Annotated in this window: 16 protein-coding genes; 5 read left to right on the top strand and 11 right to left on the bottom strand. The window is 64.5% G+C overall.

Annotated elements, in window-relative coordinates:
• The first annotated feature begins 38 nt into the window (after positions 1-38).
• Positions 39-1,202 (top strand): PilT/PilU family type 4a pilus ATPase, encoded by a 1,164-nt coding sequence (locus IFU31_RS02090; RefSeq protein ID WP_192102135.1) that lies wholly within the window; start codon positions 39-41, stop codon positions 1,200-1,202.
• 114 nt (positions 1,203-1,316) lie between these two features.
• On the opposite strand, the gene IFU31_RS02085 is transcribed toward IFU31_RS02090, so the two are convergent.
• The 11 genes from IFU31_RS02085 to xdhA form a co-directional block, all read right to left on the bottom strand.
• The gene (locus tag IFU31_RS02085) at positions 1,317-2,111 is read right to left on the bottom strand and encodes an endonuclease/exonuclease/phosphatase family protein (protein ID WP_122714227.1); all 795 of its coding nucleotides are present in this window, start codon (positions 2,109-2,111) and stop codon (positions 1,317-1,319) included.
• A gap of 70 nt (positions 2,112-2,181) precedes the next feature.
• Entirely contained in the window at positions 2,182-2,952 is a 771-nt protein-coding gene (hbdH, locus tag IFU31_RS02080) for a 3-hydroxybutyrate dehydrogenase (protein ID WP_185794164.1), read from the bottom strand.
• A gap of 39 nt (positions 2,953-2,991) precedes the next feature.
• The gene (locus tag IFU31_RS02075; protein ID WP_192102280.1) at positions 2,992-4,569 is read right to left on the bottom strand and encodes an ABC transporter ATP-binding protein; all 1,578 of its coding nucleotides are present in this window, start codon (positions 4,567-4,569) and stop codon (positions 2,992-2,994) included.
• Positions 4,570-4,700: 131 nt separating this feature from the next.
• On the bottom strand, positions 4,701-5,723 hold the full coding sequence (locus IFU31_RS02070) for an ABC transporter permease (RefSeq protein WP_192102279.1): 1,023 nt from the start codon (positions 5,721-5,723) through the stop codon (positions 4,701-4,703).
• Positions 5,720-6,781: a microcin C ABC transporter permease YejB gene (locus tag IFU31_RS02065; protein WP_192102134.1), complete on the bottom strand. Its 1,062-nt coding sequence runs from the start codon at positions 6,779-6,781 to the stop codon at positions 5,720-5,722. The genes IFU31_RS02070 and IFU31_RS02065 overlap by 4 nt, the downstream gene beginning before the upstream one ends.
• On the bottom strand, positions 6,781-8,628 hold the full coding sequence (locus tag IFU31_RS02060) for an extracellular solute-binding protein (RefSeq protein ID WP_192102133.1): 1,848 nt from the start codon (positions 8,626-8,628) through the stop codon (positions 6,781-6,783). The genes IFU31_RS02065 and IFU31_RS02060 overlap by 1 nt, the downstream gene beginning before the upstream one ends.
• A gap of 118 nt (positions 8,629-8,746) precedes the next feature.
• Positions 8,747-9,028, bottom strand: coding sequence for a peptidylprolyl isomerase (locus IFU31_RS02055; RefSeq protein ID WP_122714191.1), 282 nt, complete (start codon positions 9,026-9,028; stop codon positions 8,747-8,749).
• Between the two features lie 88 nt (positions 9,029-9,116).
• Positions 9,117-10,424: a guanine deaminase gene (gene guaD, locus IFU31_RS02050; RefSeq protein WP_192102132.1), complete on the bottom strand. Its 1,308-nt coding sequence runs from the start codon at positions 10,422-10,424 to the stop codon at positions 9,117-9,119.
• Positions 10,421-11,287 (bottom strand): xanthine dehydrogenase accessory protein XdhC, encoded by an 867-nt coding sequence (gene xdhC / locus IFU31_RS02045; protein ID WP_192102131.1) that lies wholly within the window; start codon positions 11,285-11,287, stop codon positions 10,421-10,423. Before xdhC ends, guaD begins: the two co-directional genes overlap by 4 nt.
• Complete coding sequence (gene xdhB / locus IFU31_RS02040) at positions 11,280-13,655, bottom strand: xanthine dehydrogenase molybdopterin binding subunit (RefSeq protein WP_192102130.1); 2,376 nt, start codon at positions 13,653-13,655, stop codon at positions 11,280-11,282. The genes xdhC and xdhB overlap by 8 nt, the downstream gene beginning before the upstream one ends.
• Complete coding sequence (gene xdhA, locus IFU31_RS02035; protein ID WP_192102129.1) at positions 13,648-15,102, bottom strand: xanthine dehydrogenase small subunit; 1,455 nt, start codon at positions 15,100-15,102, stop codon at positions 13,648-13,650. Before xdhA ends, xdhB begins: the two co-directional genes overlap by 8 nt.
• A gap of 246 nt (positions 15,103-15,348) precedes the next feature.
• Here xdhA and IFU31_RS02030 point away from each other — a divergent pair, with 246 nt between their 5' ends.
• The 4 genes from IFU31_RS02030 (at position 15,349) to ligA (ending at position 23,082) form a co-directional block, all read left to right on the top strand.
• Positions 15,349-16,008, top strand: a complete 660-nt coding sequence (locus tag IFU31_RS02030) for a GntR family transcriptional regulator (RefSeq protein ID WP_122795688.1) — start codon at positions 15,349-15,351, stop codon at positions 16,006-16,008.
• 2 nt (positions 16,009-16,010) lie between these two features.
• Positions 16,011-19,499, top strand: coding sequence for a chromosome segregation protein SMC (gene smc, locus IFU31_RS02025; protein ID WP_192102128.1), 3,489 nt, complete (start codon positions 16,011-16,013; stop codon positions 19,497-19,499).
• Positions 19,500-19,690: 191 nt separating this feature from the next.
• Positions 19,691-20,614, top strand: a complete 924-nt coding sequence (gene zipA, locus IFU31_RS02020; RefSeq protein ID WP_122478420.1) for a cell division protein ZipA — start codon at positions 19,691-19,693, stop codon at positions 20,612-20,614.
• A gap of 125 nt (positions 20,615-20,739) precedes the next feature.
• Positions 20,740-23,082, top strand: coding sequence for an NAD-dependent DNA ligase LigA (gene ligA / locus IFU31_RS02015; RefSeq protein WP_192102127.1), 2,343 nt, complete (start codon positions 20,740-20,742; stop codon positions 23,080-23,082).
• Positions 23,083-23,296: the final 214 nt, after the last annotated feature.

Below are 23,296 nucleotides of genomic sequence, written 5' to 3'. Positions count from 1 at the left end.
GTACTTTCTATCGACCGCCTTTACAGGATCCCAAGCCTATGGAAATCCAGGCATTGCTCAAGCTCCTGGCCAGTCAGGATGGCTCCGACCTCTACCTGTCCACTGGCGCGCCACCCTGCGCCAAGTTCAACGGCGTGCTCAAGCCGCTCAGCGCCGAAGCCTTGAAACCAGGCGACATTGCCGCGATCGCGGCCAGCATCATGGACGCCGAGCAGCGTATCGACTTCGAGCGTGAGCTGGAAATGAATCTGGCGTTGTCGATCCACGGGGTAGGGCGCTTTCGCGTCAATATCTTCAAGCAGCGCAACGAAGTGTCCATTGTCGCACGCAACATCAAGCTCGACATTCCCAGCTTCGAAGACCTCAAGCTGCCGCGCAAGCTGCTCGACGTGATCATGGAAAAGCGCGGCCTGGTGCTGTTCGTCGGCGCGACCGGTTCCGGCAAGTCGACGTCGCTGGCCGCATTGATCGACTACCGCAACCGCAACAGCAGCGGGCACATCATCACCATCGAGGACCCGGTGGAGTTCATCCACCGGCACAAGAAGTCGATCATCAATCAGCGTGAAGTGGGGGTCGACACGCGCAGCTTCCAGGCCGCCCTGAAGAACACCCTGCGCCAGGCGCCGGACGTGATCCTGATCGGCGAGATCCGCGACCGCGAAACCATGGAACACGCACTGGCATTCGCCGACACCGGCCACCTGGCGATTTCCACCTTGCACGCCAACAACGCCAACCAGGCGCTGGACCGCATCATCAATTTCTTCCCCGAAGACCGCCGCCCGCAGTTGCTCAACGATCTGGGCAACAACCTGCAGGCGTTCGTCTCGCAGCGGCTGGTACGCACCACCGACGGCAAGCGCCGCGCCGCGGTCGAGGTGATGCTGGGCACGCCGACGATTCGCGACTTCATTCACCGCAACGAGTTTTCCGAGCTCAAGGGCATCATGGAGAAATCGGTGAACCTGGGCATGCAGACGTTCGACCATGCTTTGTACGAGCTGGCCATCGAGGGGGCGATCAGCGAGGAAGAAGCGTTGAAGAATGCCGATTCGGTGAACAACCTGCGACTGCGCTTGAAGCTGCATGGCGAGGAGGGCGTGCAGCACACCTCGGCGCCCGCCCCGCCCACGCCTGCATCCGACCGCAAAAGCGCAGATTGGGACCTGGTGAGCGACGACCCCGAAAGCCAGCAGTGACCCGCCAATGATCCTTGTAGCAGCGGCGCGAGCCGCGTCCGGCCTCATCGCGGTTTTACAGATACACCGCAGCGCACCCGGACGCGGCTCGCGCCGCTGCTACAAGGGTCTGCGCTACAGATGAATCTCAACCGCCAACGGCAAATGGTCCGACAGGTGCGTCCACGGCTTGTTGCCCAGAATGATCGGCCCGTGGCTGGTGGCGTTGCGCACATAGATCCGGTCCAGGCGCAGCAGCGGAAAGCGCGCCGGGTAGGTCTTGGCCAACTGCCCGTTGTGCCGCTCGAATGCCTCGTGCAGATCCTTGCGCTTGGCCAGCGTCGCATTGCCGCGCAACTGCCAGTCGTTGAAATCGCCGGCAATGATCACCGGCGCATCCTCGGGCAACGAATCGAGCAGCTGGCTCAGCAGCGCCAATTGCTGTTGCCGGTGGCTTTCCAGCAGCGACAAGTGCACACAGATCGCATGCACCTCATCATGCCCCGGCACCTGCAACACGCAATGCAGCAAGCCGCGGCGCTCGGGTCCGGTGATCGAGATGTCGAGGTTGCTGTAGCGCAGGATCGGGTACTTGGACAGCACCGCGTTGCCATGGTGGCCGTCCGGGTACACCGCGTTGCGCCCGTAGGCGAAATCGCTCCACATGCTATCGGCGAGAAACTCGTACTGTGACATCTGCGGCCAGTTGGAGAACTTCGACGCATGGCCGTCGTGGCCGCCCAGCACTTCCTGCAGGAACACCAGGTCGGCGCTAGTGCTGCGCACCGCCTCACGCAATTCGGGCAGGATGAAACGGCGGTTGAATGCGGTAAAACCCTTGTGTGTATTCACCGTCAGCACCCGCAGGCGATGCACTTCACGGGTCTGGTCCGGCGCTTGCGGGCCGAGCGGTTCGCTGGGGGGAGCGATGGTCACAGAAGCTCCTTGCACATGGTAATGTCCTTACTCCGACTTTGCCGGCACGGGGCGGTTCCCCGCGTCATTGCGCCAGCCAGCCACCGTCGATGTTCCACGCCGCGCCGCGCACCTGGCTGCCGGCCTCGCTGCACAGAAACATCACCAGTTCGCCCAGATGCTCGGGCGTGACGAATTCCAGCGAGGGCTGTTTTTCCGCAAGCAATTCGCGCTGGGCGTCGGCCGGGTCACCACCCTTGGCTGCACGATCATCGATCTGCTTCTGTACCAGCGGAGTCAGCACGAAGCCGGGGCAGATGGCGTTGCAGGTGATCTGCGTGGTCGCGGTTTCCAGGCCGACCACCTTGGTCAGGCCGATCACGCCATGCTTGGCGGCGACGTAGGCGGCCTTGCCGACCGAGCCGACCTGGCCGTGCACCGAAGCGATATTGACGATCCGCCCCCAGCCTTTCTCACGCATGCCCGGCAGCGCCAGGCGAGTGCCGTGAAACACCGATGAAAGGTTGATCGCGATGATCGCATCCCAGCGCTCAACGGGAAATGCCTCGACCGCCGCCACGTGCTGGATGCCGGCGTTGTTGACCAGGATATCGACACCGCCGAACGTCGCTTGCACGTACTCGAACAGCTCGGCCAGCTGCGTCGGGTCACTCACGTCGGCACCGTGGTGGGCGACCTGGGTGCCATGCCGGCGCACTTCCGCGAGGGCCGCCGCCGGATCGCCGAAACCGTTGAGCACCACGTTGGCGCCGTGGCGGGCCAGCACCGAGGCAATGCCCAGGCCGATGCCGCTGGTGGAGCCGGTAACCAAAGCCGTCTTGCCGTCGAGTGCCATATGCATTGCCTCTGGGGTTGTCCTGCAATCTATACCACGCTACACCAGCGCCGCCTGCAGCAATTCCTGGGTGTAGGGATGCCGAGGGTCGGTGAACAGTCGGTCGGTAGGGCCGTACTCCACCACCTGGCCGTCCTTGACCACGATCACATCATGGGCCAGCGCCCGCACCACCGCCAGGTCATGGCTGATGAACAGGTAGGTCAGGCCGTGGCGCTCCTGCAACTGACGCAGCAGTTGCACCACCTGCTTCTGCACCGTGCGGTCGAGGGCCGAGGTCGGCTCGTCCAGCAAAATCAGCGCCGGGCGCAGCACCAGTGCCCGCGCGATGGCGATACGCTGACGCTGGCCGCCGGAAAATTCGTGGGGGTAGCGGTGCCGTGCCGCGGGGTCCAGGCCGACTTCGCGCAGCACCTGGATGACCTGCTCGTCGCAGGCCCGGGCGTTGGCGCCGCTGTGCACTTCCAGACCTTCGCTGATGATCTGCGCCACCGACATGCGCGGGCTGAGGCTGCCGAAGGGGTCCTGGAAGACCACCTGCATCTGCTTGCGCCACGGCCGCATCTGCTTCTGATCCAGACCATCGAGTGCCTGGCCCTGGAAGCGAATGCCGCCCTGGGAGTCGAGCAGGCGCAGGATCGCCTGGCCGAGGGTCGACTTGCCCGAACCGGACTCGCCGACGATGCCCAGGGTCTTGCCCTGCTGCACGCTCAGGCTGATGCCGTCCACTGCCTTGACGAACTCGCGCGGCTTGCGAAACAGACCGCCGTCCAGGGGGTACCAGACCTTCAGGCCGTCGACCTGCAACAGTTCCGGCCGATTCTCCTGGCACAGCACCGCACCGGCCGGTTCAGCGTCCAGCAGCAGTTGGCTGTAGGGGTGCTGCGGTGCACTGAACAGCTGCTCGCAAGCGGCCTGCTCGACGATTTCGCCGGCACGCATCACACAGACATGCTGGGCAATGCTGCGCACCAGGTTGAGGTCGTGGCTGATCAGCAGCAGCGACATGCCCAGGCGCTTCTGCAATGACTGCAGCAACAGCAGGATGCGCCGTTGCACCGTCACGTCGAGGGCGGTGGTGGGTTCGTCGGCGATCAACAGCTGTGGCTCGCAGGCCAATGCCATGGCGATCATCACGCGCTGGCGCTGGCCACCGGACAACTGGTGCGGGTAGGCCTTGAGGCGTTTGCGCGGGTTCTGGATGCCGACCATCTCGAGCAATTCCAGGATGCGTGCCTCGGCCTGCTTGCCGCCCATGCCCTTGTGCACCAGCAGGGTTTCACCGATCTGCTTGTGCACGGTGTGCAAGGGATTGAGCGAGGTCATGGGCTCCTGGAAAATCATGGCGATGCGGTCACCGCGCATGCGGCGCAGGGTCGCTGCATCGGCGCCCATCAGTTCCTGCCCCTGGTAGCGCACGCTGCCGCTGCTGGTGCAGGCGGTGCCGGGCAACAGTTGCAGGATGGAATGGGCAGTCACCGACTTGCCCGAACCCGATTCCCCGACCAGGGCCACGCACTGGCCGACGGGAATGTCGAAGCTCACGTCCTTGACTACCGAATGGCCATTGAACGCCACGCTCAGGTCGCGGATTTCGATGAGGTTTTCAGCGGTCATGGGCAGGGCCTTCTGCGGGTACTGGGATACCGCGTTCGCGGCCACTGGCCGCTCCTACAGGGATTGGTGAAGTGCCTGCATCCACTGTAGGAGCGGTCAGCGGCCGCGAATGAACCCCCACAAATCCCCAGTCAAGCACGCGGATCGAACGCATCGCGCAGCCCCTCTCCAATGAACACCAGCAGCGACAGTATCAGCGCCAGCGTGAAAAACGCGGTAAACCCCAACCAGGGTGCCTGCAGGTTCTGCTTGCCCTGGGCAATCAATTCCCCCAGCGAAGCGCTGCCGGCCGGCATGCCGAAACCGAGGAAATCCAACGCCGTCAGCGTGGAAATCGCCCCGGTCAGAATGAACGGCAGAAAGCTCAGGGTCGCGTTCATGGCGTTGGGCAGAATGTGCCGCAGAATGATCTTGCGGTCCGACAACCCCAGCGCTCGCGCTGCCTTGACGTATTCCAGATTGCGCCCGCGCAGGAACTCGGCGCGCACCACGTCCACCAGCGCCAACCAGGAAAACAGCGCCATGATCCCCAGCAACCACCAGAAATTGGGTTCGACGAAGCCCGACAGGATGATCAGCAGGTAAAGCACCGGCAGCCCAGACCAGACCTCCAGCAGACGCTGGCCGAACAGGTCCACCCAACCGCCGTAGTAGCCCTGCAGAGCACCGGCGCCGATGCCGATCAGCGAGCTGATCAAGGTCAGCGCCAGGGCGAACAGGATCGACACTCGCGCACCGAAGATGACCCGCGCCAGCACATCGCGCGACTGGTCGTCGGTGCCCAGCCAGTTGGTGGTCGACGGCGGGCTGGGCGCCGGTTGGCTCAGGTCGTAGTTGGGCGTGTCGGCGCTGAACGGAATCGGCGGAAACAGCATCCAGCCGCCGCGCGCCTCGATCAACTGCCGCACATACCCGCTGCGGTAGTCGGCCTGGAACGGCAGCTGGCCGCCGAATTCCTGCTCGGTGTGGCGCTTGAACACCGGGAAATACAGCTCGCCGTCGTACTTGAGCACCAGCGGTTTGTCATTGGCGACCAGTTCGCCGCCCAGCGTCAGGGCGAACAGGGCCAGGAACAGCCACAGCGACCACCAGCCGCGACGGTTCTGCTTGAAGCGGTCCAGGCGACGACGGGCCAGGGGCGACAGGCGCATCAGGCATTCCTCGCACTGAAGTCGATGCGGGGATCGACCAGGGTGTAGCACAGGTCGCCGATCAGTTTGATCAGCAGCCCCAGCAGGGTAAAGATGAACAGCGAGCCGAACACCACCGGATAATCCCGCGCCACGGCGGCCTCATAGCTCAGGCGACCGAGCCCGTCGAGGGAGAAGATCACCTCGATCAGCAACGAACCGGCGAAGAACACGCTGATGAACGCCTGTGGCAGGCCGGCCACCACCAGCAGCATGGCGTTGCGGAACACGTGGCCGTACAGCACCCGTTGCTCGCTCAGGCCCTTGGCCCGCGCCGTCACCACGTATTGCCGGGTGACCTCGTTGAGGAAGGAATTCTTGGTAAGAATGGTCAAGGTAGCGAAACCACCGATCACCAGCGAGGTGACCGGCAGCACCAGGTGCCAGAAGTAGTCGGCGACCTTGCCCAGCACGCTGAGCTCGGCGAAATTGTCCGAGACCAGCCCGCGCACCGGAAACCAGTTCAACGAGGTGCCGCCGGCGAACACCACGATCAGCAGCATGGCGAACAGGAACGCCGGCATGGCATAGCCGATGATGATCAGGCTGCTGCTCCAGATGTCGAAGCGGCTGCCATGCTGCACCGCCTTGCGGATGCCCAGCGGGATCGACACCAGGTAGGTGATCAAGGTGGCCCAGAAGCCCAGCGAGAGGGTCACCGGCATCTTGTCCAGGATCAGGTCGGTGACCTTGGCGCCGCGAAAGAAGCTGCTGCCGAAATCCAGCACCGCGTAGCTCTTGATCATCAGCCACAGGCGCTCGTGGGCCGGTTTGTCGAAACCGTACTGGCGCTCGATGTCCTTGATCAGTTTCGGGTCCAGGCCACGGCTGGCCCGCGAGCCGCCCTGCAGCGTGTCGCCGCCGCCACCGGTGACGCTGGCGCCGCCTACGCCCTGCAGGCGCGCGATGGCTTGCTCGACCGGGCCGCCCGGCGCGGCCTGGACGATGGCGAAATTGACCAGCAGGATCGCCAGCAAGGTCGGCACGATCAGCAGCAGGCGACGTAGCGTGTAACCCAGCATCAGTGAGTCTTCCCTGTCAGGCGGTCACGCATCTGTTCGGTGGTCAGCGCCGTCGCGCTGACCTCCCACCAGGTTTCGATGGCCGGGTCATTGGGCGCTGGCGAGGCGGGCATGCCGAAGCGGTTCCACCACACCGTGGAGGTGCCCGGCGGGTAATAGTTGGGCACCCAGTAGTAGTTCCACTGCAGCACTCGGTCGAGGGCGTGCGCGTAGTCGCGCATCTGCGGTTGCGTGCTGGCCGCGCCGAGGCCATTGATCAACTGGTCCACGGCCGGGTCCTTGAGCACCATCAGGTTGTTCGAGCCGGGGTCGGTGGCCACGCTCGAGCCAAAGAAGTTGTACAGCTCGATGCCCGGCGTCGGGGTCACCGGGTAGCCGCTGATGATCATGTCGTAGTCGCGCGCCATCAAGCGGTTGACGTACTGCGAGGAATCGATGCGACGAATCTCCATGGTGATGCCGATCTGCGCCAGGTTGCGTTTCCACGGCAGCAGCAAGCGCTCCAGACCGTTCTGGGTATTGAGAAAGGTGAAGCTCAGCGGCTGGCCTTCGGCGTTCACCAGACGGTCGCCGTCCGCATGCCAGCCGGCCAGTTGCAGCAAACGCAGCGCCTGCAGCTGCTTGTCGCGGATCACCCCGGAGCCGTCGCTGACGGGCGCATGAAAGACTTTGCTGAACACTTCATCCGGCACGTGGCCACGCAGTTTTTCCAGAATCTGCAATTCGCCGTCGCTGGGCAATTCACGGGCGGCCAGCGGGCTGTTGGAGAAGAAGCTCTGCTGCCGGATGTACATGCCGCGCATCATCTGCCGGTTACTCCATTCGAAGTCCCAGAGCATGGCCAGCGCCTGGCGCACGCGGCGGTCCTGGAACACCGGTCGCTGCAGATTGAAAATGAAGCCCTGGGCCGATTGCAGGCCCTGCTTGGCCAGGTGCGCGCGTTGCAGGCGGCCATCGTCGAGCGCCGGGCCGTTGTAGCCGATGGTGTAGGCGGTAGCGGAGAACTCGCGGTTGTAGTCGTAACCGCCGCCGCGCAGCACCTGGCGGGCCACGTCGGTGTCGCCGAAGTACTCGATGCTGAAGCGGTCGAAGTTGTACATGCCGCGTGCTTCGGGCAGGTCCTTGCCCCACCAGTCGGGGTTGCGCTGGAAGGTGATGCTGCGGCCGTTGTCGATCTTGTCGATACGGTACGGGCCGCTGCCCAGCGGTGCCTCGAAGCCGCCGCCGTTGGCGAAGTCGCGGGTTTTCCACCAGTGTTCGGGCAGCACCGGCAGCGTCGCCAGGTCCAGCGGCAGGGTGCGGCTTTCGGCGCTCTTGAAGTTGAAGCGCACCTGCCGTGGGCCCTCGACCTGCACGTCCGCCACATTGGCGAACTGCGTGCGGTAGCCCAGGCTGCCTTCGCGCATCAGCAGTTCGAAGGTGTAGCGCACGTCCTGCGCGGTGATCGGCTGGCCGTCGGCGAACACCGCCTTGGGGTTGAGGTAGAAGCGCAGCCACAGGCCGTCTTCACTGCGCTCCATGCGCTCGGCCACCAGCCCGTACACGGTGTACGGCTCGTCCAGCGAGCGCACCGCCAGAGGGGCGTAGAGCAGGCCGTCCACCTGGCTGACGCCGATGCCTTTGTCGATGTACGGCAGAATGTGGTCGTACTGGCCGATCTCCACCGCCGAGCGGCGCAGGCTGCCGCCCTTGGGCGCATCGGGATTCACATAGTCGAAATGCTGGAAGTCGGCAGGGTAGCGGGGCGCTTCGCCGTAGACGGTCAACGCGTGCTGCGGCGCAGCCTGGGCATTGCTCGCGGTAGTGAACAGGGCACAAAGAACGAATGAGAGGAAAGCTGCGCGCATTGTCTGCCTGAGTCGAAGAGCGAAGGGTGCAGCCTAACATCATGGCCCGGTGGCATTGCAAATGCAGAACGGCCCGCGATAGACGGGCCGTTCGGGTGTAACGCAGACCGTGGACCGATCAGTCCTGACGGCTGGTCACTTCCAGCAGGTGGTAACCGAACTGGGTCTTCACCGGGCCCTGCACGACGTTGATCGGCGCGCTGAATACGACGGTGTCGAATTCCTTGACCATCTGGCCTGGGCCGAACGAACCCAGGTCGCCACCTTGGCGGCTGGACGGGCAGGTGGAGTTGGCCTTGGCGATCTCCGCGAAATCGGCGCCGCCTTCGATCTGGGATTTGAGGTCGATGCACTTGGCTTCGTCGGCGACCAGGATGTGGCGGGCAGTGGCTTTAGCCATGATGATTCTCCTTTCTGAAAAAGTGGGCAGGGTACCCGATTGAGGGGGCATTTTCCTGCAAAAGTTCCATACGAATGTGTACGGACGCTCAGTCGCGGCAATGCACCTGGCGCCCTGCGGCGTAGGTCTGCAGCACCGCGCGGTCGTCGCCCAGGGTCATCAGCACGAACAGCACTTCCTCGAAGGTCTTGGCCTGGCCGATGCGATAGCTCAGCAGCGGCGTGGCATGGTAGTCGAGCACCACGAAGTCGGCGTCGGTGCCTGGTTGCAGCGTACCGATACGGTCTTCCAGGCGCAGTGCGCGAGCGCCGCCCAGGGTCGCCAGGTACAGCGACTTGAACGGGTTGAGCTTTTCGCCCTGCAACTGCATGACCTTGTACGCCTCGTTCAGGGTCTGCAACAGCGAGAAGCTGGTGCCACCACCGACATCGGTGCCCAGGCCGACATTGACCTTGAAGCGCTCGGCCTGGGGCAGGTTGAACAGGCCGCTGCCCAGGAACAGGTTCGAGGTGGGGCAGAAGGCGATGGCCGAGCTGGTTTCGGCCAGCCGCTGGCATTCCTCGTCGCACAGGTGCACGCCGTGGGCCAGCACCGAGCGCTCGCCGAGCAATTGGTAGTGGTCGTACACGTCCAGGTAGTTGCGCCGCTCGGGGAACAGCGCCTTGACCCACTCGATTTCCTTGAGGTTCTCGCTGATGTGGGTCTGCAGGTAGACGTCCGGGTGTTCGCGCAGCAACTGCCCGGCCAAGGTCAACTGCGCCTCGCTGCTGGTCGGCGCGAAGCGTGGCGTCACCGCGTAGTGCAGACGGCCCTTGCCGTGCCAGCGCTCGATCAGCGCCTTGCTCTGGGCATAGCTGCTCTCGGCAGTGTCGGTCAGATAGTCCGGGGCGTTGCGGTCCATCATTACCTTGCCGGCGATCAGCCGCAGGTCCAGCGCCTCGGCGGCCTCGAACAGGGCGTCGACCGATTCGGGGTGAACGCTGCCGAACACCAGCGCGGTGGTGGTGCCGTTGCGCAGCAGTTCCTTGAGGAAGATATCCGCCACTTGGTCGGCATGGGCCTTGTCGCTGAACTGGCCTTCGCACGGGAAGGTGTACTCGTTCAGCCAGTCCAGCAGTTGCTCGCCATAGGAACCAACCATGCCGGTCTGTGGAAAATGAATGTGGGTGTCGATGAAACCGGGGGTGATCAAGGCATCCGGGTAATGAGTGAGCTCGACGGTGGCCGGCAGGGTCGGCAGCACCTCGTCGGCCGCGCCCAGCGCCAGGATGCGACCGTCCTCCACCACCAGCACGCCATCGGCGAAGTATTGGTAGGAAGCCTGGACACCGACCAGGGCAGGGTCGTCGAGGCTGTGCAGGATCGCGGCGCGATAGGCTTTGCGGGTAAGGCTCATGGTGCATCTCTCAAGGTAACGGGGCTGCGGCGCGAGCGCGGCAGCAGTTGGGCGACCTCCGGCGAGCTGGCTGTCCCCGGCTCGGCGCGGGCGCCAAAGTGCGCATTGTAGGTGGCGATGATCTCGGCGGCGATGGAAACGGCGATTTCCATTGGCAGTTTGCCTTTCACCGCCGCCAGGCCCATGGGGCAGCGCATGCGCTGCACCACACTGGGCGCGATGCCGCGGTCGCGCAGGCGGTGCTCGAAGCGGGCGCGCTTGGTGGCCGAACCGATCAGGCCGAACCAGGTGAAATCGTTGCGTTCGAGGATGGCCCGGGTCAGCTCCAGATCGAGCGAGTGGTCATGGGTCATGACGATGCAGTAGCTGCCCGCCGGCAGGCTCGCCACTTCATCCAGCGGCTCGTCGGTGACCACCTGGCAGACCCCATCGGGCAGGCTTGACGGAAACTCGTCGGCCCGCGAATCGACCCAGCGCACCCGGCACGGCAGGCTCGCCAGCAAGGGCACCAGCGCGCGACCGACGTGGCCTGCGCCGAACACCACTACCTGAGCTTGCGCCTGCAGCATGGGCTCGAACAGCAGCACCGTGGCGCCGCCGCAGCATTGGCCCAGGCTGGCGCCCAGGCTGAAGCGTTCCAGACGCGTGGCGCGAGTGCCTTCGGCGAGCATCTGTCGAGCGATGTGCAGGCACTTGTACTCCAGATGACCGCCGCCGATGGTGTCGTACAGGGCGGTGGCACTGACCACCATCTTGGCCCCGGCGTTGCGCGGCGTAGAGCCCTTTTCTTCGATGATGGTCACCAGCACGCAGGCTTCGCCGCGGGCCTGATGCTCGGCCAGCGCGCCGATCCAGTCAATCATGGGCAGTGCTCCCCTCGGTCGCCTTGCGCATCTGCTCGCAGCCCCAGAGCACCCGTTCCGGGGTGGCGGGGGCGTCGATGTTCGGTTGCAGGCGGTAATCACCCAGGCTCGCCACGGCGTCCTTGATCGCGCACCAGGCGGCGATGCCCAGCATGAACGGTGGCTCGCCCACGGCCTTGGAATGGAACACCGTGTCTTCCGGGTTCTTGCGGTTCTCCACCAGGTGCACGCGCAGATCCTGCGGCATGTCGGCCACCGCCGGAATCTTGTACGAGGCCGGCCCGCTGGTCAGCAGCTTGCCCTGGTCGCTCCACACCAGTTCCTCGCAGGTCAGCCAGCCCACCCCTTGGAGGAAGCCGCCTTCCACCTGGCCGAGGTCGATGGCCGGGTTCAACGAGGCGCCGACGTCATGCAGGATATCGGTGCGCAACAGCTTGTACTCGCCGATCAGCGTGTCGATCAGCACTTCGCAGCACGCCGCGCCGTAGGCGAAATAGTAGAACGGTCGGCCGCGCGCCAGGCTGCGGTCGTAGTGGATCTTCGGCGTCTTGTAATAACCGGTGCTGGACAGCGACACCTGGCCCATCCACGCCTGCTGCACCAGGCTCTGGAACGTCAGCAACTGGTCTCGTACGCGCACGTGGCCGTTGCTGAACGCCACGTCTTCTTCACTGACCCGATAATGCCGGGCGGCGAACTCCACCAGCCGCTGCTTGAGGATCAGCGCCGCGTTCTGCGCCGCCTTGCCGTTCAGGTCGGCGCCACTGGAAGCCGCGGTGGGGGAGGTGTTGGGCACCTTGTCGGTATTGGTCGCGGTGATCTGGATGCGGCCGATGTCGACCTGGAACACCTCGGCCACCACCTGCGCGACCTTGACGTTCAAGCCCTGGCCCATTTCGGTGCCGCCGTGGTTCAGGTGAATGCTGCCGTCGGTGTAGATATGGATCAGCGCCCCGGCCTGGTTGAGGAAGCTGGCGGTGAACGAGATACCGAACTTCACCGGCGTCAGTGCCAGGCCTTTCTTCAATATCGGGCTGTCGGCGTTGAACGCGCGGATCGCCTCGCGGCGCGGGCCATAGTCGCAGCTGGCTTCGAGCTCGGCGGTGATCTCTTCGAGCAGGTTGTGCTCCACCGTCTGATAGTAGTGGGTGACGTTGCGCTCGGTCTTGCCGTAGTAGTTGGCCTTGCGCACCGCCAGCGGGTCGAGGGCCAGGTGGCGGGCGATGCGGTCCATCACTTCCTCGATGGCGACCATGCCCTGGGGGCCGCCGAAGCCGCGGTAGGCGGTGTTCGACGCGGTGTGGGTCTTGCAGCGGTGGCCATTGATGGTGGCGTCGCCCAGGTAATAGGCGTTGTCGGCATGGAACATCGCCCGGTCGACGATGGATGCCGACAGGTCAGGGGAGTAGCCGCAGTTGCCGGCCAGGTCCAGGTTGATACCGTGCAGGCGCCCGCTGTCGTCGAAACCGACGTCGTACTCGATGTAGAAGGGGTGGCGCTTGCCGGTCATGAGCATGTCCTCGACCCGCGGCAGGCGCATCTTGGTCGGCTGCCCGGTCAGGTGCGCCACCACCGCGCACAGACAGGCCGGGCTGGCCGCCTGGGTTTCCTTGCCGCCGAAGCCGCCACCCATGCGGCGCATGTCCACCACCACTTGGCTCATCGACACGCCCAGCACTTCGGCCACCAGCTTCTGCACCTCGGTGGGGTTCTGCGTCGAGCAGTAGACGATCATGCCGCCGTCCTCGGTGGGCATCACCGAGCTGATCTGCGTTTCCAGGTAGAAATGCTCCTGGCCACCGATGTGCAGGCTGCCCTGCAGGCGATGGGTGGCGCTGGCCAGGGCGGTCGCCGAATCGCCGCGCTGGTGGGTGTGGCTGTCGAGCACGAAATGCTTCTGCCGCAGCGCCTCGACCACGTCCAGCACCGGCGGCAGATCTTCGTACTCGATCACGGCGGCCATCGCCCCGCGGCGGGCGCTGTCGAGGTCGCGCGCCGCCACGGCCAGCACCGGCTGGCCAACGAACTCGACCTTGTCGATCGCCAGCAGCGGGTCGCCCGGCAGCAGCGGGCCGATGTCCTTGAGGCCGGGAATGTCCTCGTGGGTGATTGCCAGGCGCACGCCGGGAATGGTGTAGCAGGCCGACGTGTCGATGCGCACGATGCGCGCGTGGGCACGGTCGGAAAGCCGGGCGTACACGTGCAGCTGGTTGGGGAATTCCAGGCGGTCGTCGATGTACACCGCCTCACCGGTGACGTGCTTGTCGGCGCTGTCGTGCTTGACGCCCCGGCCAACGCCGGTGGTCAGGCCCTGGGCGAACAGTTCAGCCATGCGTGCCTGGCTGTCGGGCGCTGGATGCTCAGACATGGGCGCTCACCCGCGTTTGAATGTGTGGCGACTGCAGCTCGAGGAAACACTTGCGCAGCAGGTTCTGTGCGGTCAGCAGGCGGTACTGCTTGCTCGCGCGAAAATCCGACAGCGGTGTGAAGTCCTCGGCCAGGGCGGCGCAGGCGGCCTCGACGCTGGCCTTGTTCCAGGCCTTGCCGAGCAGTGCCGATTCGCAGGCCGCAGCGCGTTTGGGAATTGCCGCCATGCCGCCAAAGGCGGCGCGCACCTCGTGCACCACACCGTCTTCGATCAACAGGTCGAACGCCGCACAGACTGCGGAAATGTCATCGTCCAGGCGTTTCGACACCTTGTAGGCGCGGAAAGCCCGGCGCGGGTCGGCGCGGGGCACGATGACCTTCTCGATGAACTCGCCGTCTTCGCGAGCGGTGATGCGGTAGTCGATGAAATAGTCCTGCAGGGGCAAAGTGCGGCTGCGCGAGCCTTTGCGCAGTACCACCTGTGCGCCCAGGGCCAGCAGCAGCGGCGGGGTGTCACCAATCGGCGACGCATTGCCGATGTTGCCGCCCAGGGTGGCCTGGTTGCGGATCTGCAACGAGGCGAAGCGGTGCAGCAGGTGGCCAAAATCCGCGTACTCGTTCGCCAGTGCCTGGTAGCAGTCGGTCAGCGGCGTGGCCGCGCCGATCTCCAGGCGGTCTTCGAACGTTTCGATGCGCTTCATCTCGGCTACGTGGCCCACGTAGATCATCACCGGCAGCACCCGGTGCGCCTGGGTGACCTCCAGCGCCAGGTCGGTGCCGCCGGCCAGCAGTCGTGCTTCGGGCTGCTCGCTGTACAGCTCGGCCAGATCGGCCACGGTCAAGGGCACCAGGCAGCGGTTGTTGCCGCCGTGGAGTTCGTCGGTGTGCGCTGGTGCAATGGTTTTCAGCCTGGCGATGGTCTGCGCCTGCTGGCTGTCGAACTGATCGGGCAGGGTGGGTCCGCCGCAGGCCTGGGCCGCGGCGTCGAGGATCGGCCGGTAGCCGGTGCAGCGACACAGGTTGCCGGCCAGTGCTTCGCAGGCCTGCTCGCGGCTGGCCTGGGGTTGGTTCTTCTGCAGGGCAAACAGCGACATGACGAAACCGGGGGTGCAGAACCCGCACTGCGAGCCATGGCAATCGACCATGGCCTGCTGCACGCTGTGCAGGCGGCCCTGATGCTTGAGGTCCTCGACACTGAGCAGTTGCTTGCCGTGCAGGCTGGCGACGAAGGTCAGGCAGGCGTTGCTGCTGCGATAGCGCATGTGCGCCTGCGCGCCGTCTTCTACCAGTTCGCCGATGACCACCGTGCACGCACCGCAATCGCCGCTGGCGCAGCCCTCTTTGGTGCCTGGACGCGCCAGATCGGTGCGCAGGTAGTCGAGCACGGTCAGGTTCGGGTCCAGGGCGTGCTCGGTATGCAGCTGTTGATTCAAGAGAAACTGGATCACGGATGGCCTCACGACACCTGATTCTTGGGTCTGCCTTGAGCAGAATCTATGCGGCGGCCGGGAAGGGGTCAACGATTAGCTGACCTGCGGGTCAGGAAGTTTCGCGAACCCGTTGCCTGCACCCCGGCAGTCATGCCTTTGCCAAGCCACATCCGTGCCAACTGCCGCCTTTGCCGTTCAATTGGAGTACACTGCGCCGCATGCTTTGATCACAGCTTGCCGATTACCGATTGTCGAAGGAAACCCATGACGTTCAAGGCGCCGGACAGCCTCGCCGAGCAAATTGCCCATCATCTGGCCGAGCGCATCATCAGCGGTGAGCTCAAGCCGGCCGAGCGCATTCAGGAACTCAAGGTCACCCAGGCGCTGAACGTCAGCCGCGGCTCGGTGCGCGAAGCCCTGTTGATTCTCGAGCGCCGCCACCTGGTCGAGATCCTGCCGCGGCGCGGCGCCCAGGTCAGCGAACTCACCGAGCACAAGGTGCGCAGCCTCTGTGCCCTGATGGGCGAGATGTACATCATGCTCGGCGACGCCGTGGCCCAGCGCTGGCAGACCGAGGCCGACCTCGCACCGTTCCTGGTCATCCAGCAACGCCTGCAGACCAGCTACGAGCGCCAGGACATCAACGCCTTCGTCGAGGACAGCTTCAACGTCATGCGCGCCGCCTATCCGTTCGCCAACAACCCGTACCTGCAGGAAACCATCGAGAACCTCCAGCCGGCCATGAACCGCACCTATTACCTGGCGCTGGAGCAGCGCAAGGCCTCGATGAGCGAATACCTGGCCTTGTTCGGGCGGCTGCTGCAGGCGGTTTCCGCGCGCGATCCGCAGCTCATCCGCAAGGTTCTCGGCGAATACTGCCAGCGCAGCTGCGAACTGGTGCTCAGCGCCCTGGCGGCGCGCTGAGCATGCGCCTCAAGTGCATTCGCCTGGCCGGTTTCAAGTCGTTCGTCGACCCGACCACAGTCAACTTCCCCAGCAACATGGCTGCCGTGGTCGGGCCAAACGGTTGCGGCAAGTCCAACATCATCGACGCCGTGCGCTGGGTCATGGGCGAGAGCTCGGCGAAGAACCTGCGCGGCGAGTCGATGACCGACGTCATCTTCAACGGCTCCACCAGCCGCAAGCCGGTCAGCCAGGCCAGCATCGAGCTGGTGTTCGACAACAGCGACAGCACGCTGGTGGGCGAGTACGCGGCCTACGCGGAAATCTCGATCCGCCGCAAGGTCACCCGCGAAAGCCAGAACACCTATTACCTGAACGGCACCAAGTGTCGGCGCCGCGACATCACCGACATTTTTCTCGGCACCGGCCTGGGCCCGCGCAGCTACTCGATCATCGAGCAGGGCATGATCTCCAAGCTGATCGAGGCCAAGCCCGAAGACCTGCGCAACTTCATCGAGGAAGCCGCCGGCATTTCCAAGTACAAGGAGCGCCGCCGCGAGACCGAAAGTCGCATTCGCCGTACCCATGAGAACCTGGCGCGCCTGACCGACCTGCGCGAAGAGCTGGAACGCCAGCTCGAACGCCTGCACCGCCAGGCCCAGGCGGCCGAGAAATACCAGCAGTACAAAGCCGAGGAACGCCAGCTCAAGGCGCAGCTGTCGGCCTTGCGCTGGCAAACCCTGAACGAGCAGGTGGGCCAGCGCGAAGCGGTCATTGCCGATCAGGAGGTGGCCTTCGAAGCGCTGGTGGCGGAACAGCGCAACGCCGATGCGGGCATCGAGCGCCTGCGCGATGGCCATCACGAGCTGTCCGAACGCTTCAATACCGTGCAGGCGCGCTTCTATTCCGTGGGCGGTGACATCGCCCGTGTCGAGCAGAACATCCAGCACGGCCAGCAGCGCCTGCGCCAACTGCAGGACGATTTCAAGGAAGCCGAACGCGCTCGCCTGGAAACCGAATCGCACCTGGGCCACGACCAGACCCTGCTGGCGACCCTGGGCGAAGAGCTGGACATGCTCGAGCCCGAGCAGGCAATCAGCAGTGCCGCCGCCGAAGAAGCGGCGGCGGCGCTGGAAGAAGCGGAAACCCGCATGCACGGTTGGCAGGAGCAGTGGGACCGGTTCAACACTGACTCGGCCGAGCCACGGCGCCTGGCCGAAGTTCAGCAGGCGCGCATCGCCCAGCTCGAACTGTCGATGCAGCGCCTGGCCGAGCGGCAGCGGCGCCACAGCGAAGAGCGCGAACTGCTGGCGGCCGACCCTGAAGACGCGGCCATCCTCGAACTGGCCGAACAGCTGGCCAGCAGCGAAATGCTCATCGAAGAGTGGACCGCCGAGGAACGGCAGCAGGCCGAACAGCTGGACGCTACCCGTCAGCAACTGCAACAGGCGACCCAGGCCCAGCAACAGGCCCAGGGCGAGCTGCAGCGGCTCAACGGCCGCCTGGCTTCCCTCGAGGCTTTGCAGCAGGCCGCGCTGGATCCGGGCACGGGCACCGCGCAGTGGCTGGATCAACAGGGGCTGGCCCGCCATCCGCGCCTGGCCGAAGGGCTGCGCGTCGAGCCCGGCTGGGAGCTGGCGGTGGAAACCGTGTTGGGCGCCGATCTCCAGGCAGTGCTGGTCGATGATCTGCAAGGCCTCGACCTGGCCGGCTTCGATCAGGGCGAACTGCGCCTGATCAGCGCGGCTGCGGGCGTCGTAGCCTTGCCAGACAGTCTGCTGCACAAGGTCCACAGCCAGGTCGACCTGAGCCCCTGGCTCGCGGGGGTGCGAACGGTCGCCGACCTCGACACCGCGCTGGCCCAGCGCAGCCAACTGGCCGCGGGCGAAAGCCTGGTCAGCCAGGACGGCTATTGGCTGGGTCGGCACTTTCTGCGCGTCAGCCGTGGCAACGACGCCAGCCGCGGGGTTCTGGCCCGTGGGCAGGAGCTGCAGGCCCTGCAATTGGACGTCGAGTCGCGCGAAGCGACCCTGGCGCAATTGCACGAACAGCTTGCGGCCTGCCGTGAACGGCAGGATGCCCAGGAACAGCTGCGCGACCAACTGCGCCGCCGCATCCAGGATGAAAACCGCCAGCAGGGCGAACTCAAGGCCAGGCTTTCGGCCAGCCGCGCCAGGGCCGAGCAGTTGGCACTGCGTCGCCGTCGCCTGGACGAAGAACTGGATGAGTTGGCCGAGCAGCGCGCCCTGGAACACGAGCAGCTCGGTGAGTCGCGCCTGCAGTTGCAGGACGCGCTCGACGCCATGGCCACCGACACCGAACAGCGCGAACAGCTCATGGCCCAGCGCGACAGCCTGCGCGAAGGCCTGGAGCGCATTCGCCAGGACGCCCGCCAGCACAAGGATTGCGCGCATCAGTTGGCGGTTCGCCTGGGCTCGCTGCGCGCCCAGCACGACTCCACTGGCCAGGCGCTGGAACGCCTGCAATTGCAGGCCGAGCGTTTGGGCGAGAAACGCGAACAATTGAGTCTGAACCTGGAGGAGGGCGAAGCCCCGCTCGAAGAACTGCGCCTGGACCTCGAAGGCCTGCTCGAGCAGCGCATGGCCGTCGACGAAGAAATGCGTCACGCGCGGCTGGCACTGGACGATGCCGATCGCGAGCTGCGCGAGGTCGAAAAACGTCGCACCCAGGCCGAGCAGCAGAGCCAGCTGTTGCGCGGCCAGCTGGAACAGCACCGCCTGGAGTGGCAGGGCCTCAGCGTGCGGCGCAAGACCCTGCAGGAGCAGCTGCAGGCCGACGGCTACGACCTGCACGGCGTGCTCGCCACCCTCGACGTGCTGGCCAGCGAGCAGGAGGCCGAGGAAGAACTGCAGCGTATCGATGGGCGCATCCAGCGCCTGGGCGCGATCAACCTCGCGGCCATCGACGAATACCAGCAGCAATCCGAGCGCAAGCGCTATCTGGATGCGCAAAACGCCGACCTGGCCGAAGCGCTGGACACCCTGGAAAACGTCATTCGCAAGATCGACAAGGAAACCCGCAGCCGCTTCAAGGACACCTTTGACCAGATCAATGCCGGTTTGCAGGCACTTTTTCCAAAAGTTTTCGGTGGTGGCAGTGCTTATCTGGAACTGACGGGCGAAGATTTACTCGATACAGGGGTGACGATCATGGCGCGTCCGCCCGGCAAGAAGAACAGCACCATTCATTTGCTCTCCGGTGGAGAGAAAGCCTTGACCGCACTGGCCCTGGTTTTCGCTATCTTCAAACTGAATCCGGCGCCGTTCTGCATGCTCGACGAAGTCGATGCACCGCTGGACGACGCCAACGTCGGTCGTTACGCCCGGTTGGTGAAAGAGATGTCGCAGACGGTGCAGTTCATCTATATCACCCACAACAAGATCGCCATGGAGATGGCGGATCAGTTGATGGGGGTGACCATGCACGAACCTGGTTGCTCGCGACTGGTGGCCGTGGACGTGGAAGAAGCATTGGCCATGGTCGAGGCCTGAAAAACCCTTATCATGGCGTTAAAATCGACCAAATGCGACAGACGGTGTAAAGTTGTTTCTGGTCGTGCTAGTTTTACCAAAGTCTTGTTTACGCGTGGGAAAACGCCTGTCAGAACATACAGTTGGCGCCACGTCTTAAAGAGGGTTCACACCCTTTATTTTTCAGCATTTTTATAGAGGCACGGGATTACATGGAAATCGGTCTGCGCGAGTGGCTGATCCTCATCGGCATCATTGTCATTGCCGGTATTCTTTTCGACGGCTGGCGCCGGATGCGTGGCGGCAAGGGCAAGCTCAAGTTTCGCCTGGATCGCAACATCAACAACCTTCCCGAGGAAGACACGGGCGCCGAAGTGCTCGGTCCGCCTCGCGTACTCGATGCTCATAAAGAGCCGCAACTGGATGAGCATGACCTCCCGTCCATGAGCGCCCAGCGCGACGGCGGCAACCAGCGCGCCAAGCGCGAGCCGTCGGCCGACCACGCTGATCTCAACCTGGCCGTGGAGCCGGACGAGATCAAGGAGCCCCGCGAGGCCCGGCCGACCAAGCCTGCACGCGAGCCCAAGCCGGCCAAACCGCAGCCTGCGATGAAAGCGGCGCGTGACGCCCACGACGATTTCGCCAGCGAGGGCAAGGGTTTTTCCAGCAGCGGTGCCCCGGCCGTGGAGAAAGACCTGCCACCGGTCGAAGAGGTGCTGGTGATCAGCGTCATCTCGCGCAGCGAGAGCGGTTTCCGCGGCCCTGCGTTGCTGCAGAACATCCTGGAAAGCGGCCTGCGCTTCGGCGAAATGGACATTTTCCATCGTCACGAAAGCATGGCCGGCAATGGCGAAGTGCTGTTCTCCATGGCCAATGCGGTCAAGCCGGGCATCTTCGATCTGGACGATATCGACCATTTCAGCACCCGCGCCGTGAGCTTCTTCCTCGGTCTGCCCGGCCCGCGTCATCCCAAGCAGGCCTTCGACGTGATGGTGGCCGCAGCGCGCAAGCTGGCCCATGAACTGGACGGCGAGTTGAAGGACGACCAGCGCAGCGTGCTGACCGCGCAGACCATCGAGCACTACCGCCAGCGCATCGTCGAATTCGAACGCCGCGCCATGACTCACAAGCGCTAAGTCCGATACTGCCGCAGCCCGTGCCCTTGTAGGAGCGGGCAGTGCCCGCGAACGGAGCGCCGCCAAACCCAGATCCAACCCAAGAGCAGCCCAGGCTGCTCTTTTGCTTCAAGCGAGAACCGATCATGACCGACGCCACCCGTATCCTCGAACTGCGTGCCGAACTCGACCAGCACAATTACCGTTACCACGTGCTCGACGAACCCAGCATCCCCGACGCCGAATACGACCGTCTGTTCCATGAACTGAAAGCGCTCGAAGCCGCCCATCCCGAGTTGGTCACGCCCGACTCGCCCACGCAGCGCGTCGGCAACGCTGCATTGACCGCGTTCTCCCAGGTGCGCCACGAAATCCCCATGCTCAGCCTGGGCAACGCCTTCGAAGAGGTCGACCTGCGTGAATTCGACCGCCGCGTCACCGAAGGCCTCGACCTGCCCACCGGTGATCTGTTCGGCAGCGGCGCGGCCATCCACTACAGCTGCGAACCCAAGCTCGACGGCCTGGCTGTTTCCCTGCTGTATCAGGACGGCGCCCTGGTTCGCGGCGCCACCCGCGGCGATGGCACCACCGGCGAAGACATCAGTGTCAACGTGCGCACCATCCGCAACATCCCGCTCAAGCTGCACGGCAGTGGCTGGCCACCGGTGCTGGAAGTGCGCGGCGAGGTTTACATGTCCAAGGCCGGCTTCGAGCGGCTCAACGCCAGCCAGATGGAAGTCGGCGGCAAGACCTTCGCCAACCCGCGCAACGCCGCGGCAGGCAGCCTGCGTCAGCTCGACTCGAAGATCACCGCCAGCCGGCCCCTGGAGTTCTGCTGCTACGGCATCGGCCAAGTTACCGAAGACATCGCCACCACCCACACCGGCAACCTCGAACAGCTCAAGAAATGGGGCATGCCGATCAGTCGCGAGCTCAAGGTCGCGGAAAACATCGAGCAGTGCCTGGAGTACTACCACGACATCGGCGCCCGCCGAACCCAGCTGCCCTATGAAATCGACGGTGTGGTGTTCAAGGTCAACAGCGTGGCCTCCCAGCGCGAGCTGGGCTTTCGCGCGCGCGAGCCGCGCTGGGCCATTGCCCATAAATTCCCCGCCATGGAAGAACTCACCGAACTGCTCGACGTGGAATTTCAGGTCGGCCGCACCGGCGCCGTTACACCTGTGGCGCGGCTCAAGCCGGTCAAGGTGGCAGGTGTCACGGTGGCCAACGCTACCCTGCACAACATGGACGAAGTGGCGCGCCTGGGCCTGATGATCGGCGATACCGTGATCATCCGTCGCGCCGGTGACGTCATTCCCCAGGTCATGCAGGTGGCGGTCGAGCGTCGGCCGGACAACGCCCGTGCGGTTCAGGTGCCGGAAACCTGCCCGGTGTGCGGCTCCCATGTCGAGCGCACCCAGCTGGTCAAGCGCAGCAAGGGCAAGCAGACGGTCAGCGAAGGCGCGGTCTATCGCTGTGTCGGGCGGTTGGCCTGTGGTGCGCAACTCAAGCAGGCGATCATACATTTCGTCTCGCGGCGGGCGATGGACATCGACGGGCTCGGTGAAAAGAGCGTCGAGCAGTTGGTCGACGAAGGCCTGGTCAGTTCGCCCGCCGACCTCTACACGCTGCAGTTCGACGACGTGGTCAAGCTGGACGGCTTCGCCGAGGTGTCCAGCAACAACCTGCTCAAGGCCATCGCCGACAGCAAGCAGCCGAGCCTGGCACGCTTCATCTATGCCTTGGGTATTCCTGATGTGGGCGAGGAGACTGCCAAGGTGCTGGCGCGCTCCTTGGGCTCGCTGCAGCGCGTCAGCGAAGCGCTGCCGCAGGTGCTGACTTATCTGCCGGACGTCGGCCTGGAAGTGGCCTTCGAGATCCACAGCTTCTTCGAAGATCCGCACAACCGCAGCGTCATCCAGCAATTGCTCGAGCGCGGCCTGCAGTTGCAGGAGGAGGGCGACGTACACCCCGAGTACGCCGCCAGCACCACCCTGGCCGGCATGATCGCCAAGCTGGAGATCAATTCGGTAGGGCCGACTGGCGCCGAGAAGCTGGTGGCCAAGCTGGGCAGCCTGGACCAGATCATCGCCGCCGACGGCATCGACCTGCGCCAGGCGCTCAACGCCCGGCAGGCGGAGGCGGTGCGCGAGTACTTCAAGGAGCCGCGTAACGCCGAGACGGCCAAGGCCGTGGAAGCGCAGTTGCAAGCCTTCGGCATGCACTGGGCAAGCGAGAAAAAAGTCGTCGAAGGCCTGCCCCTGGCGGGGCAGACGTGGGTACTGACCGGCTCGCTGGAGCAGATGAGCCGCGACGAAGCCAAGCAGAAGCTCGAAGCCCTTGGGGCCAAGGTCTCCGGCTCGGTTTCCGCCAAGACCCACACCGTGGTGGCAGGCCCCGGCGCCGGCTCTAAATTGGCCAAAGCCAGCGAACTGGGCATCAAGGTCCTCGACGAAGAGCAGTTCCTGAAGTTTCTTGACAATATGTAACATCATGACATGACGCACCCCAAGTTTGCCCCAAACTGCGATGCACCCCAGCAATCAGAGCCCAGGGCCACCCCCCCCCTGTAGCAGCGGCGCAAGCCGCGTCCGGTTCTACCGCGTTCATTCAGACTGACTGCGGCCACCGTCGACGCGGCTCGCGCCGCTGCTACACGACCTTCTTCAACCTCCCATCCGCATTTCCGCCCAACCTCCACCG

Source organism: Pseudomonas sp. CFBP 13602 (assembly GCF_014842725.1).
Taxonomy (GTDB): Bacteria; Pseudomonadota; Gammaproteobacteria; order Pseudomonadales; family Pseudomonadaceae; genus Aquipseudomonas; species Aquipseudomonas baltica.
The sequence above is the reverse complement of the archived record's forward strand: the minus strand, read 5'-3'. Positions and strand labels throughout refer to the sequence as shown.

What these genes read in the sequence shown, in the direction of transcription:
- IFU31_RS02090 (WP_192102135.1), top strand. Translation starts at nt 39, where the DNA reads ATGGAAATCCAGGCATTGCTCAAGCTCCTGGCCAGTCAGGATGGCTCC.
- hbdH (WP_185794164.1), bottom strand. Translation starts at nt 2,952, where the DNA reads ATGGCACTCGACGGCAAGACGGCTTTGGTTACCGGCTCCACCAGCGGC.
- IFU31_RS02075 (WP_192102280.1), bottom strand. Translation starts at nt 4,569, where the DNA reads ATGACCGCTGAAAACCTCATCGAAATCCGCGACCTGAGCGTGGCGTTC.
- IFU31_RS02065 (WP_192102134.1), bottom strand. Translation starts at nt 6,781, where the DNA reads ATGCTGGGTTACACGCTACGTCGCCTGCTGCTGATCGTGCCGACCTTG.
- IFU31_RS02060 (WP_192102133.1), bottom strand. Translation starts at nt 8,628, where the DNA reads ATGCGCGCAGCTTTCCTCTCATTCGTTCTTTGTGCCCTGTTCACTACC.
- IFU31_RS02055 (WP_122714191.1), bottom strand. Translation starts at nt 9,028, where the DNA reads ATGGCTAAAGCCACTGCCCGCCACATCCTGGTCGCCGACGAAGCCAAG.
- guaD (WP_192102132.1), bottom strand. Translation starts at nt 10,424, where the DNA reads ATGAGCCTTACCCGCAAAGCCTATCGCGCCGCGATCCTGCACAGCCTC.
- xdhC (WP_192102131.1), bottom strand. Translation starts at nt 11,287, where the DNA reads ATGATTGACTGGATCGGCGCGCTGGCCGAGCATCAGGCCCGCGGCGAA.
- xdhB (WP_192102130.1), bottom strand. Translation starts at nt 13,655, where the DNA reads ATGTCTGAGCATCCAGCGCCCGACAGCCAGGCACGCATGGCTGAACTG.
- IFU31_RS02030 (WP_122795688.1), top strand. Translation starts at nt 15,349, where the DNA reads ATGACGTTCAAGGCGCCGGACAGCCTCGCCGAGCAAATTGCCCATCAT.
- smc (WP_192102128.1), top strand. Translation starts at nt 16,011, where the DNA reads ATGCGCCTCAAGTGCATTCGCCTGGCCGGTTTCAAGTCGTTCGTCGAC.
- zipA (WP_122478420.1), top strand. Translation starts at nt 19,691, where the DNA reads ATGGAAATCGGTCTGCGCGAGTGGCTGATCCTCATCGGCATCATTGTC.
- ligA (WP_192102127.1), top strand. Translation starts at nt 20,740, where the DNA reads ATGACCGACGCCACCCGTATCCTCGAACTGCGTGCCGAACTCGACCAG.